Genomic DNA, 12,929 nt, shown 5'->3' on the forward strand with positions numbered 1-12,929 from the left:
TCAATCGTTGAAATAGACCCTGCGGGTCCCCGCGCCGATCTGCGTCAACAGCACGTTGGGGGCGCAATCGAGGCGCTCGGCAAGCGGTTCGACCGGCTGGGCGCGGTCGAGGAACACCGCCCTCGCCCCGTCGACGATGTCGCCTTCGGGAACATCCGTCAGGTCGATCATGGTCATGTTCATGGCGATGCCGCCGACCAGCGGCACCGGCATCCCGGCAAAGCGCACCGTGCCGATCTCGGCGAAGCGCTGCGGCAGGCCGTTGGCATAGCCGATGGCGATGGTGGCGATGCGCGACGGGCGCTTCAACTCCGTCGTGCCGCGATAGCCGAGATGACGTCCCGCCGGGAATTCGGCGATGCGGATGACCGGCGCGCTGAGTTCGTAGCAAGGGATCAGCCCGTCCTGCCAGACCGCTGACGTCTGCACGCCGTAGAGCGCGCTGCCGACGCGCGCCATTTCGAAATGCCAGTCCGGCGGCATGAACACGCCCGACGAAGCGGCGAGGCTGACCGGCGCATGCGGCAGGGCCGACACCCAGTCGCGCAGCTTGCGACGCTGCTCGGCGTTTTCCGGGTCCTCCGGCAGGTTGTAGGCGGCGAGGTGCGAGACCCACAGTCTTATGTCGAGATGCGCCAGCATGTCGGGCTGGCCGGCGAGGAAGACCAGTTCCTCCTCGCAGAGGCCGAGCCGGCCGAGCCCGGTATCGATCTGCACGGCGACCGCGATCCTGCGCCGGTCGAGCATCGCGTGGCGCGCGCAATGTTCCAGTTCGGCAAGGGTGGCGACCGCCGGCACGGCGCCCAGCGCCTCGAAATCGCCGATATGGGCGCCGGCGAGGCCCATCAGCGTATAGGCAGTCGCAGCCGGGGCGTTCAGCCGGACACGCGCCGCCTCCTCAAGGTCGTTGACCCAGAAATCGCGGCAGCCGGCGGCGGCCAGCGTGCGCGCCACCGGCTCCAGGCCGACGCCATAGGCGTCGGATTTGAGGACGGCGGACAGCACCTGGCCGCGATAGCGCCGCCGCATCTCCAGATAGTTGGACCGGACGGCGGCGAGGTCGATGCGCAATGACGGTGCGTTCTCGGGCGACGTGGCGTTCACCTCCCTGGGTCTTGCAAGCTTCGGAAGCGGGTTCACGCCACGCCCCGGTAAAAGAGATCGCGCCCGCCGTCGGCGCGCCTGCGCCAGCGCATGCCGGCGGAACCGGCGGCGATCAGCGCACGCTGGCGCCCGATGTCTTCGACCGGGCACCAGGCGCCGCCGGTCTCTTGCGGCCCGGCGGTCTCCAGATCGCGATGGAGGATGTAGCGCAGGTGTCCGCCGTATTTCTCGACGATGGCGCGTACCGCGAAGCCGGCATCCACCAGGTTCGGCCAGCTGCGCAGATTGCCGGGCGCCGAGGTCGCATAGAGATGGCGGATGCCGGCGCGGCGCGCCTCGTCGACGCGCAGATGGATCAGTTCGTCATGCAGCCCGCCGCCCCAGGCCTCCGGCAGGACGGAAGCGCCCGCAAGCTTCGCCAGCCGGTCGCCGGCGCCGAGGCCGAGCAGCGGGCGGGCGTCCTCGGCAGGCGGCAGGTCGAACTGCAGCACGCCATAGGCGATCAGCGCGTCGTCGCTGACGAAGCCGACGATGCTGCCGCCGCCGCCGAGAATGCGCTCAAAGAAATCGCGCGATTCCGGCTTGATCAGCTCGGGACGGCCGACCGCGCCCGTCGCCGCCAGATGCAGGCGGTAGACGGCATCGAGGTCCGACACGGAGAGGCGGACCTGGCGCCCCTTCGTGCCGGGCGCGTCCTTGATCTCTATCATTCGGCGACCCCCCGGTCCCGGATGCGGTTCATCGTCTGTCGATCGTCAGGTTCCGAAAGCCGGCGGCTTCTTGAGTTACAGGCCTTCGGAGCGCGAGTAGCGAGAGACCTTAGCCCGTAAGGACTTCCGCATAGTTCAACATGTCGATCGGCGGATACAGATCGAGTTTTTTTGCCACAGGCATGTTAATAATCAGCGAAAAGCGCTTCAGCGTCTCGATCGGGATTTCGGCTACCGGCGTTTCTTTCCTGAGGATTTTCACCGCCTTCGACGCGGCCAACTGGCCGACCGAATAATAGCGGCTGATCAGCGCCACCAGCGCACCGCCCTGACGGATCGCCAATTCGGCCGCGCCGAATGTCGGCAGCGCCTGGGCCATCGCCGCCGGAGTCACCTTGTCATACTGCGTGCCGAGGAAGGTGTCGGGCAGCAGATAGAGCCAGTTGGCGCCTTCCTGCTTGATCTCGGCGATCAGGTCCTCGATGCCGTCCGGCACCGGCCGCCCGTCCGCGCCGGCGCGGAACTGCCGCTCGATCAGGCTGTAGCCCATCGGCTGCTGCAGGCCCTGCAATTCCTTGACGATCGACACCGAGTTCTGCTCGGTCGCCGTATAGAGCACGCCGAGTTTTGTGATCGGCCGATACGAATGCATGGCGCGCAGCTGGGTATCGGTCGGAACCACATGCACGGCGCCGGTCAGGTTGCGGTTCGGCGCCATGCGGTCGGCCACCAGCCCGGCCGCCATGGGCGAGGCCACCAGCGCGAAGACGATGGGGATGTCGGTTATGAATTTTGCCTTGTCGGGCGCGTCGTAGCGGCCGGCGATGCCCAGCGTCACCGGCGTGCCCCAAGTGTAGACGAGGTCCGGCTTCAGCGCGCGGATCTCCTCGACGAAACCCGGCAGCTTGGCCACGCCGCGCTCGGCATCGCGCTCGATGAACTCGGCGGCGATGCCGTTGCTGGCCAGATAGTCGTCAAAACCGTCCTCCACCTCGGTGCGGCCGCGATAGGTGATGCGGTAGATGCGATAGGGTTTTGCCTGGGCGCCGGCGAGGCCGGGCGCCAGCACGCCGGCGACGCTGCCCGCCGCCATTCCGAGAAACGTGCGCCGTCGCAGCATATCAGGCCCCCCTGGCAGGCAGTTCGAGTTTCGGCTGGCGCCGCGACCCGAGCATTGCGGAAAACAGCAGCGCGCAGAACGCCATGCCGCCGCCGATGATCATCACCGTCGTCGAGAAACCGTATATGCCGAGCAGCACGCCCCCGACCAGAGGGCCCAGCGCATTGCCGGTGCGCTCGACCAGCCGGAAGATGCCGTAGACCGAGTTCTCGCTGACATTGCCGGGCAACGCCCGTCCCATCTCGCCGACCAGCCCGGAGAGCGGCGCGATGCTGATCGCCTGCCCCAATCCGAGACCGAGCAGCATCAAGGCGATCGGCATGATCTGGCTGCCGCCGAAGAAGACGACGAAGGCGCTGACGCCTGCCACCAACCCGCCGAAGGCCACAAACTGCGCGCGCATGTTCCAGCGGTCAGCCAGCGAGGCGAAGAAGGGAACCAGCAGTACCATGGCGATCGGGTAGATCATCAGCATCCGGCCCGTCGTCGCCTGCGTCGCGCCGATCGTCTCCATCTGCAACGGGACGAGGAAGAAGCAGAAGGCGACGAGGATGATTTTTGCCGGCATGGCACACAGGAACAGCAGGCCGGCCAGCGGCGGCGAGGCGATGATCGGGCCGAAGTCGCGCCAGCGGATCGCCGGCCCCTGCGACAGGCGCGACGCCGTCGCCGGCATGCAGAGCCAGGCGAGCACCAGGCTGCAAAGGGCGAACAGGCCGGCGATGACGAAGGTGCCGGGAATGCCGATGCGATCGGCCAGGATGCCGCCGATCGGCGGGCCGCACAGGCCGGCGACCAGGATGGCGCTGATGAACATCGCCATGCCGCTCGACCGCTGGCGGATGTCGGTGGAATCGATGACGAACCCCTGCGCGCTGACGAAGACCAGCGCGAAGCCCAGGCCTGAGATCGCCCGCGCCAGCGTCAGCCCGATCAGGTCGCCGACGAAGGCGGAGGCGCAGTAGCCGATCAGTCCGAACAGTGCCCCGGCCATCAGGCAGTTGCGGCGGCCGATGCGCTCGGTGAGGTTGCCGAGCAGCGGCTGCGACAGCGCCACCACGACGAGAAAGGTGATCATCGGCAGGCTGATGACGAATTCCGGCGACAGGCCGGGGATCGGCGTCGCCAGCGAGCGGATATAGACCGGCAGGAACGGCCGGGTCAGTTCCTCCGCCAGCATGAACACGAACAGCGGCGCGCGCATGGCGATGACCTGCACCGGCGCCGCGATCACCCCCTCGCCCAGCCCGAAACGCCCGCGCATCATGTCCAGCGCCTGCTGGGACATCTGGTCGCCGCGCTCGGCTATGGTCTGGCGCATCGTCGCGTAGGTGGAATGCAGCCGCCCGAGCCGCTCGTCGAGCGAGCGGGCGAAACTGCCGAACTCGCTGCCGGTGTCCACCGGCGGATGCAGCCGCAGATCCCCCTTGCGGATGGTCTTCAGCCTTCTCTCGACGCCCTCGATCGCGCCGTAGAGCCCCGCGCCAAAACCGACATAGACCAGTTCCAACGCCACCACCGCCGTCACGAACATGACGATCACGAGATCGATCCAAAGCGTCGAGACGACCTGCCGCGCATAGGCCGGGTCGAGGCCGACGACGAGCGTTTCCGTCTGGCCGCCCTGCACGGCGATCGGCACGCTGACGCTCTGTGCCGCATCGGCCGTGGCTGCCGCCCCCGCCGCCGTGTCGCCGGTGGCCGCCTGATAGAGCGTCGCGCCGCCGGCGTCGCGCACGGCGATGAAGGACAGGTCCGGGTTGCCGGCGAGGATGCGCTGGAGATAGGCGTCCAGCCCTTCCAGCCGGTCGAGCGGGATGCCGACCTCGAGCGCCCGGCCGATCAGCGAGGCAGTGGAACCGGCGACGGTCGCCGCCTTGCGCTCGAGCTCCGGCTGCAGGATCGACTGCGCCCGCTCCGCGGTCTGGAACGACAGGAACACCAGCGCCACGATGAGCACCGCCAGCACGGTGACCGAAAGGCGGACGCGCAAGCTGTTCATGCGTTGGTTTCCGGCTGCAGTTTTTTCATCTCGCGCGCGGCGCGGCCGATCGGATCGTCATCCGACTGGCCGAGTGCCGATCGCCGGGCGCGCCGGTGCAGATTGGTGAGCAGCAGCAGGCAGATCAGGCTTCCCGCCGCGACGGCGAAAAGGCCGGCCGGCACCGCGCCGTTGAGGATGTCGAAGCGCAGCCGGTCGATCTCGGCATCGATCGCCGAGCGGTTCAGCCGTACCACGACCGTGCCCACCGGCGCGCCGATGTCGTTGACGATGTGGTCCTCCTGGCGAAAGGCGCTGGCATCGCCGCCGGCGGCGTCGTTCGCGCCGACCCGCTTGGCATCGCTGCTGAACACCACCGTGCCGTCGTCGGAGGCGACGTCGATCGACAGCGTCAGCGGATCGGTCGCCGCCTGGCGCGCCAACAGGCCCGGCAGAGTGGTCTGCTCGGTCAGCCTGATGCCCAGTGTCGAGGCGGTGGAAATGTCGTTGCCGATGCCGTCGGCGGTCATTGCCATGCGCGAGCGGATGAGGTCGAGATAGGCCGAGCGCACGCCGCTGAAATTCATGTAGGCGGCGAGGAACATGGCGAAGCCGATGATGACGGCAAAGACCGGTACTGTGCGAAGCGCTAGCCGTATCATCTGGGAATCACTGAGAGATCGGTCGCCCATTGGAGCACCGCGAGATTAGCAGAATATTATTATAATCGATAGGTTTTGTCGGATGACAGTGGGGTATGGCTCGAATACCGTTGCCACACTCCATTCCGACTCATACAACCCGCCCATGGCTCCCGGTACGAGGATCATCCTGGCTATCCTTGGCGTCACGTGCGCGGGCCTCGCCCTGTGCGCGGCGCTGGTTTTCGGCAGCCTCGACCGCGTGGCGCTGCGGACCGCCGAGGCCAATGTCGACTTCCTGCTCACCCAGCTTCGCGACACGATCGAGGCCAATGCGGGCCTCGGCCTGCCGCTCTCCGACGTGCGCGTCGTTCAGGACCTGATCGAGAGGGCGAAGGCGACGGACCCGCAGGTGGTCGCCGTCGAGGTCTTTTCTCCGGACGGCGTCTCGCTGTTCAACACCGACCGCGGCAGTATCGGCGAGACCATCTCGTCGGCCTGGCAGACGGCGGTGCGCTACCGCGTCGAGAACGAACGCTGGCGCGTCGAGGAGTTCGGCAACATCGTGGTGGGGCAGGTCATCGGCAACGATTTCGGCGAAACGATCGGGCATCTCGCCATCACCGTTTCCGGCGAGGGGCGCGCCGCCCTCGCCCGCAACGTGCTGGCCGGGCTGGGCTCGCGCGCCGCCTGGGTCATCCCCGGTGCGCTGCTGGTCCTGCTGATCGTGTCGGTCGCGCTGCTCGACCTTTCGGGCCGCCCGTTGAAGCGGCTGGCGGACCGGCTCGCGCCGGAGGCGCCGCCGGCAGGCGACGGCGTCATGCCGGCGCGCTATCTCGCCGGCGCGGACGGGGTGAAACTGTCCGTCGACCGTGCCGTCTCGGATTTCGACAGGGCCACCGCCGCGGTGCTGAAAGTCGACGAGAGCGACGACCGCAATGCAGCTTGAACGCGCCCGGGCCTGGGTTCCGGCAGCCATCATCGCGGCGGTGGTGGCCGTGGCGGTCGGTCTCTCGGCCTTCCTGCTGCTCGACGCCGGGCTGAGGCGCAGCGCGCCGACGCTGGAACAGGCGACGCGAACCGGCGCCGCCGCGGTCGGCATGGCGGTCGCCGGACAGTTCTCGCACGCGCTGCAACTCGGCATCCCGCTCGACAAGCTGCCCGGCATCGAACCCTATCTTCACCGCATCGCCGACGATTCGCCGCAGGTGCTCGGGCTGGAGATCATCGACAGCGCCGGCAAGACGGTTGCCACGACCGGCGGAAACGTAACGGGCGAACGTTTTCCGATCGGCGGCGGCGGTGTGTCGGCTACGCTGGTCGTCGAGGGCGAATCGCCGTTGATCGAGCAGGCTGTTTCGCAGGTGCGGATCGCGCTCGCCATCACGGCGCTTCTTGCCGGGGCGGTGGCGGGTGGCATCGTCGCCTTCTTCGTCGCCTTCAACCTCTATCCGGCGCAGGCCCGGCTGCTCGGCGACATGGAGCGCGTCTCGGCGGGCGACTTCAGCGCACATCCGTATAGCGAGGATCGCGGCCCGCTGTTTTCGGCGTCGCGGGCCCTCGCCCGCAACATCGAGCGGGTCAAGGCGGCGCGGCGCAACCTTGTCGAGGCCGTCGCCACCATCCGCGCCATCGACTTCGACGGCAGCCTCGGCCGCCGCGTCGACGCCATCCTGCTGCCGATCGACCGCCGCTACACCTTTGCCGACGCCGGCGACGACGCGCCGGCGGAGGCGTTTTCGAACGGCAGCGGCGCGGCATGGCGCGTCGCGCTGCTGCTGGCCATCTACGCGGCTGCATTCCCCTATGTCGCCAATTTCGCGATCGACCGCGAGTCCGAGGTGGTGGCGCTGCCCTGGGTGCCGGTCATGCCGCTGCTGGCGGAACTTGCCGCGGCACTTGCCGGCGCCATGCTCGGCACCGGACGGGCGGGCCGCTCCGGCGCGCTGCTGGCGCTGGGCGGCATAGCGCTCGCCGTGGCGCTCGGCGCGACCTATTGGTGCCGCACCTATGATGTCTTCGTGATGCTGCGTGCCTTGGCCGGCCTCTCCGGCGGTTTCATGGCCGCCGCGCTGCTCGCCCACCGCCGCATCGACCTGGAGCCGCGCAGCCTTGCGACGCTGCTGATCTTCTCGGCGCTGTTCGCCGCCCCGCTCGCCAGCGGCCTCTATGCCGAGGCGATCGGCCGGCGCTCCGGCTTCCTGGTGCTCGGCATCGCGGCGCTGCTGGCCACGCCCTTCCTCGCCTACGGCGAAACGATATCGGCCGGAAAGACCGTGACGCCGAAGGACGCGACGATCGGCTTGCCCGACCTGCTGCTCGGCCTCGCCGTGCTTCCGGCCGCCGCGATGGTTCTGGTCGGGCTGCCGGCCGGTATCGGCTTCGACAATTATCTCGTCGGCACGGGCGCCGCGGCGATCCTTGCCATCGCCGCCCTGGCCGCGCCGGCGCTGCCGCCGCTGGCCTGCGGCGCAGCGCTGCTGGTCGGAGCCGCCGCACTGTACGATCCGCTGTCCAGCATGACCCTGTCGACGACGGTCGCCTGCGCGGCGCTCGGCTTCGCCGCCGGCGGCGCGATCCGATCGTTCTGCGGGGCAGCCGCCCGGCCGTGGCTGGCGCTCGGATGCACGGCCGCAGCCGGCCTCGGCCTGGCGGGCGCGACCGGGCAGACCGGTGTCCCGTTCGCCGCTGTCATCGCCGCCCTCGCACTGGCCGTCATGGCCGGCCATCTCGCCGGCCGCCGGCCGGCCACGCCCGTCCCGGCCTGAGGAACAATCATGCTCCTCAGCACACGCATCGCGGTTTTCGTCTCGCTGGCCTTCATCCTCGCCTTCGGCACGCTGGCGGTCATCGGGGCGCAGCGCGAGACGCTGGCGGCCCAACCCTACACACGCATCGCCATCGCCGGCCAGGAGGCGCTGTGGCGCGAGATCCTGCATACCGAGACGCGGCGGCTGTCGATGCTGCGCGAACGCATCGCCACCGATGCCGGCGTCACCGATGCGTTCCGCCGCGGCGACCTGCCGACGCTGCGGCGCATGGCGCTGACCTGGACGCAGCCATGGCTGACGTCCGGCGAGCTTTCCGATCTCCAGATCCTGGACCACCAGGGCCGCATCCTCGTCGCCAGTTCGGCGCAGGCAGAGCCTCCCCGGCTGCTCGACATCAGCACGATCGGCGCGATCCTCGACGGCCAGGAACCGGCCGGCATCCGCCAGGTCTCGTCGGATGCGTTCCGCATCGTCGCCGCCAAGCGCTTCGAGACCTGGGACGGCTCGCCGACGGTGCTCGCCATCGGCTCCAAGGCCGGCGGGCCGCTGAAAAGCTTCGCCGAGGCCATGGATGCGGAAAGCTACCTCGTCAGCACGCGCGGACGGCTGGTCGAAGGCACGGAAGCGCAGTTGTGGCAGGATATCGAACTGACCTTCCCGCAGCGTATCGGCTCGGTCCAGCAGGCCGAGGTCGACGATCGCCTCTACGCCGTCACCGCCATCCCGCTGGCCGACATCTCCGCCGGCTCGGCCGGCCTGCTGGTCGCCGCGCAGGACGCCACCGAAAGCCTGCTGGCGCTGGACCGGCTGACGATGCTCACCATGGTCATCATGGCTGTCGTGGCGATCCTCACCGTCGGCGGCCTCTATCTCTACCTGCGCTACAGCTTCAACCCGCTGCGGCGCGCCGTCACCATTCTGGCGGCGCTGGCGCGCGGCGACACGTCGGCTACGCTGGTGCGCAGGAGCGACGACGAGATCGGCCAGATCGCCTCGGCGATCACCGAGCTGCGCCACAACCTCGTCGCCCTCAACGAGGCCAGAAGGCAGCGCGAACTGCAGCGCCGCCGCCAGGAACGCTTCGTGCGCCGGCAGATGGAATCGCTTGCCGAGACGCTGGAGCCCGGCGCCCGCGAGGAGGTGCTGGGCGATCTCGGCCGCATCGTCGCGGCGACCAAGGGCGGCGCAGCGACCGCCGAGGACGTCGACCCGATCGCCCGGCTGATCCGCGAGGACGACCAGCTTGGGCCGATCGCCGCCGTTCTCCAGCAGATGTCTGGCCGCGTCGTCGACCAGCACCGGCGGCTGTCCGAACTGGTGGCAAGGTTGCGCGAGGCGCTGGTGCGCGAGACGCAGCTCGCTACGCTGCAGCAGGAACTGTCGATCGCCCGCGACCTGCAGCGCTCCGTGCTGCCCGCCGATTTCCCCGAGCGGCCGACCTTCGGCGTCAAGGGCCTGATGCAGTCGGCCAACGAGGTCGGCGGCGATTTCTACGATTTCTTCGAGCGCGGCGACGGCAAGCTGGTGTTCGTCATCGCCGACGTGTCGGGCAAGGGCGTGCCGGCCGCCTTCTTCATGGCGATCTCGCGCACGCTGCTCAAGGCCATCGCGCTGTTCGAGAACGATCCCGCCGTCTGCGTGCGCCAGCTGAACGACCTGCTGGTCGTCGACAACGACCAGATGATGTTCGTCACCCTGGTGTTCGGCGTGTTCGATCCGAGGACGGGCCATGTCGACTTCGTCAATGCCGGCCACAGCGCGCCGATCCGCATCAGGGCCGACGGCAGCGTCGAGACGGTTCCCGGCGACAGCGACATGGCGGTCGCGGTCATCGACACGGCGGAGTTCAGCAGCCGCTCCATCGACCTCGCGCCGGGCGAGATGATTGTGCTCTACACCGACGGCGTGTCGGAGGCATTCAACGCCGAAGGCGAGCAGTTCGGCGAGGCCCGCCTGCTTACCAGCCTCGAAGGCATGCGCGACGCGGACAGCCCGGACGCCATGGCGCAAGGCATCCTGTCGACCGTGAAGACTTTCGAGAACGGCGTGCACCAGTCGGACGACATCACCTTGCTGGTCGTCCGCTACACCGGTCCGGACACATCGTCGGCGCCTTTCCTGCCGGAGCCGATTGGCGGCGAAGGGTAGCCGGCACGCCCGAAGCGCCGGCACGGCTGTTCCGGCACAAGCCTTCAGAATTTACGGCTGACGAAGCGGGAGCCGGCGAGCCCGAATCGCCATGGCAGTTCCATCGCCCGCGTGATCCCGACGCGCGGGCCGGCGACCGTCTCCGCCGTGGAAGTCGGCAGCACAAGCTCGAACGGCGCCCAGTCGAGCGGCAGCGCGTTGAGCGAAAGGTCGATGCCGAGCGCCTGGCACAGCCGGCCTGGCCCGGAGCATAGCAGCCTGACGTCCTCCAGCCCGCGCCGTTCGCACATCGACGCCAGCCCGTCGCTCGGCTCCAGCGCCCGGATCAGCACGGCGCTGCCGGGCAGGCAGACGAAATTCAGGCACCAGTGGATGCCGTAGGAGCGATAGACATAGGCCCGGGCGGGCGGTCCGAACATGGCCTGGTTGCGCGGCGTCGGTCCGCGGAAGGCGTGCGAGGCCGGATCGTCCGGCCGGTAGGCCTCCGTCTCGACGATGATGCCGCCGACGCCGGCCACCAGCAGCCTCGCGCCGATCAGTGCCTTGCCGACCTCGACCGCGCTGCGGGAAAAGAATTCTGCCAGCATGCTCCCTCGCCCGCCGTCTCCCGGCGGAATTTCCTGTCCGCCGGAGCGTTTCTCAACGCCGGGCGTTTGAAATGCAAGCAACGGAGGATCGGACCATGCCGAACGACACGACCAAAAAATCCGCGCTCGACGCCGCCAAGGAAGCGCCGGAACTCGAAGAGACGGATTGGGACGACATCGAAGCCGCCGACCCATTCGCAACGCCGCTGGAAAGCGAGGATCTTGAAGAAGATGAAGGCGAGATGTCCGGCGACCTGCCGGAGGAAGACGACGACAACGCCTACCAGGAGAGCGACGAGGCACTGCCCGACGATCTTGAGGAGAGGGTGATCGAGCACGATCCTTCCCGCGAAGGCAGCCGTTTCGACGAGATCTGATCGGATGATCGGCGTATCGGCGGAGGTTCGCCCGGGAGGCGGTTGCGGCGATCCGCAGGGCACGGCTTGGCCAGGTGAGAACGGTATTCGCGGGCAGCACGGATCGCCGCCCGCCGCGAAAATCCGCGCTGGTTGTTGATACTTCGCTGTGGCTTCGGCAGGTACGGCGTCAGGTCGTGTTGGCAGGCTCCAGCGCCCATTGCGCCAGCCCGTGGACGACCTCCAGCACGTCCTGCACCTCATGGCTGGATTTTGGCCGCCAGCCCGGCGGCCGGCCGGGTTTCAGCGGCCATATCCGCTGGAACCGCGCCGGCTTGCCGGCCTGCCTCGTTTTGGCAGCCGCGTCGCGAGGCCGCTGGTCCTGAGCCACCGCGCCGCCGATTTTTCGCTCTCGCGCCAGCGCAGCGTCGGACCGAGCCCGCCAGCGGGCGAACCGTCTTGCCTGGCCCGGCAGGTCGTCGAGCGCCGAGGCCAGCGCCTGCAGGCGCAAGGCGATACGCTCCGCGCTAACCAGATCGTGTGGTGATGGCGGAGGCGGCAAGGGGCTGAGCGTCGCGTAATCATCGAGCGAGGAGATGCGCGGCACGGTTCTGGCGATGCGCCCGGCAGGACCGATCCAGCCGCTCCAGCGCCGGGGCATGCGCAGCGGATCGAGCAGCGGGAGCGAAGGAGGGCGCGGGGGATCGGCTTCCGCAGGCGTCGCGACGCCGGTGCGGCCGGTTTTGCGCCGGAGCTTGCGCAGCGGCTTCGGTTTTCGCGGACGCAGCGGCGGCAAGGTGATCACCAGGCCGCGCGCGGCCACGATGATCAATCGCCGCACGGCGGCTTCGGCCGGGCGCAGCAGCTTTGCGATGGCGCGGTGGAGGTTTCGGGGAAGGGTAAGCGCCGGGGACAGTTTCCTTTTTTCCGCTTGCGTCTCGTTCTGAACCGCCGCGTCCTTCCGCGGAAAGAAAGGAAACGGTCCCCCAGCGCCACGCTCGGCCATGGCGACGAGCATCATCAGCACGCGCTTCAGCGCTTCCCGGTTCTTGTCGATCGCCGCAGTCCAGTCCATTGCCGCTTCCTTCCGACACAGGCGGGAAGATTATCGCCTAGGTCGGAGGTGGTGGGGGAATTTTACGGGAAAATGATCCTGACAGGGGCTGACAGTGATGGCAGTCTTAGAGCAGCTTGGCGCGATTTTTCCTTGTAATTACAGCGTTATAGAAAGGACGCCTTGCCTGGATCGTCTGCGCTGCCCCTCATCTGCCTGCCGGCATCTTCTCCCCGTAAACGGGGAGAAGGGGGCTGGGGCGACCGCTTTCGCCAGCCGGGACCGTTTCGGATTCGCGAGGAGGGTGCCGCCAGCGTCTCTCTCCCCGTTCACGGGGAGAGGGTGCCGGCAGGCGGGTGAGGGGCCACGCGGATGGTCGAGGCGGATATGCGGACCGTCGCTTCACGGCCGTCGTCAAGGCGGCCCCGGTGAAGCCTTCGGCCTTGGCCAAAACCAC

General features: G+C 68.4%; 11 protein-coding genes. 4 read left to right on the forward strand and 7 right to left on the reverse strand.

Annotation, left to right across the window (positions count from 1 at the left end; genetic code table 11):
- From ACSBOB_RS30320 to ACSBOB_RS30340, 5 genes are all read right to left on the reverse strand, one after another.
- Nucleotides 1-1,140 carry an alanine racemase gene (locus ACSBOB_RS30320; RefSeq protein WP_442579734.1) on the reverse strand — a complete coding sequence of 380 codons (1,140 nt, stop codon included), beginning with the start codon at nt 1,138-1,140 and terminating at the stop codon, nt 1-3.
- Nucleotides 1,137-1,814, reverse strand: coding sequence for a GNAT family N-acetyltransferase (locus ACSBOB_RS30325; protein ID WP_442579735.1), 678 nt, complete (start codon nt 1,812-1,814; stop codon nt 1,137-1,139). The genes ACSBOB_RS30320 and ACSBOB_RS30325 overlap by 4 nt, the downstream gene beginning before the upstream one ends.
- A 109-nt stretch (nt 1,815-1,923) precedes the next feature.
- On the reverse strand, nt 1,924-2,934 hold the full coding sequence (locus tag ACSBOB_RS30330) for an ABC transporter substrate-binding protein (RefSeq protein WP_442579736.1): 1,011 nt from the start codon (nt 2,932-2,934) through the stop codon (nt 1,924-1,926).
- Between the two features lies 1 nt (nt 2,935).
- A complete protein-coding gene (locus ACSBOB_RS30335) occupies nt 2,936-4,936 on the reverse strand; it encodes an MFS transporter (protein WP_442579737.1) in 2,001 nt (666 codons plus the stop codon).
- Nucleotides 4,933-5,577 (reverse strand): hypothetical protein, encoded by a 645-nt coding sequence (locus ACSBOB_RS30340; protein ID WP_442579738.1) that lies wholly within the window; start codon nt 5,575-5,577, stop codon nt 4,933-4,935. The genes ACSBOB_RS30335 and ACSBOB_RS30340 overlap by 4 nt, the downstream gene beginning before the upstream one ends.
- 145 nt (nt 5,578-5,722) lie before the next feature.
- Between ACSBOB_RS30340 and ACSBOB_RS30345 the strand changes: the two genes are divergently transcribed.
- Genes ACSBOB_RS30345 through ACSBOB_RS30355 form a run of 3 tightly spaced genes read left to right on the forward strand, consistent with a single transcriptional unit; the run spans nt 5,723 to nt 10,475 of the window.
- Nucleotides 5,723-6,505 (forward strand): hypothetical protein, encoded by a 783-nt coding sequence (locus ACSBOB_RS30345; RefSeq protein WP_442579739.1) that lies wholly within the window; start codon nt 5,723-5,725, stop codon nt 6,503-6,505.
- Nucleotides 6,495-8,324, forward strand: a complete 1,830-nt coding sequence (locus ACSBOB_RS30350) for a hypothetical protein (protein WP_442579740.1) — start codon at nt 6,495-6,497, stop codon at nt 8,322-8,324. The genes ACSBOB_RS30345 and ACSBOB_RS30350 overlap by 11 nt, the downstream gene beginning before the upstream one ends.
- A gap of 9 nt (nt 8,325-8,333) precedes the next feature.
- Nucleotides 8,334-10,475 (forward strand): SpoIIE family protein phosphatase, encoded by a 2,142-nt coding sequence (locus tag ACSBOB_RS30355; RefSeq protein ID WP_442579741.1) that lies wholly within the window; start codon nt 8,334-8,336, stop codon nt 10,473-10,475.
- Nucleotides 10,476-10,519: 44 nt separating this feature from the next.
- On the opposite strand, the gene ACSBOB_RS30360 is transcribed toward ACSBOB_RS30355, so the two are convergent.
- A complete protein-coding gene (locus tag ACSBOB_RS30360; RefSeq protein ID WP_442579742.1) occupies nt 10,520-11,062 on the reverse strand; it encodes a DNA-3-methyladenine glycosylase in 543 nt (180 codons plus the stop codon).
- Between the two features lie 95 nt (nt 11,063-11,157).
- On the opposite strand from ACSBOB_RS30360, the gene ACSBOB_RS30365 reads away from it, so the two are divergent.
- A complete protein-coding gene (locus ACSBOB_RS30365) occupies nt 11,158-11,439 on the forward strand; it encodes a hypothetical protein (RefSeq protein ID WP_442579743.1) in 282 nt (93 codons plus the stop codon).
- A 169-nt stretch (nt 11,440-11,608) separates the two neighbouring features.
- Here ACSBOB_RS30365 and ACSBOB_RS30370 read toward each other — a convergent pair whose 3' ends face one another.
- Nucleotides 11,609-12,493: a hypothetical protein gene (locus tag ACSBOB_RS30370; protein WP_442579744.1), complete on the reverse strand. Its 885-nt coding sequence runs from the start codon at nt 12,491-12,493 to the stop codon at nt 11,609-11,611.
- Nucleotides 12,494-12,929: the final 436 nt, after the last annotated feature.

This window comes from Mesorhizobium sp. KACC 23794 (assembly GCF_052180275.1).
In the GTDB taxonomy this organism is placed as follows: domain Bacteria; phylum Pseudomonadota; class Alphaproteobacteria; order Rhizobiales; family Rhizobiaceae; genus Kumtagia.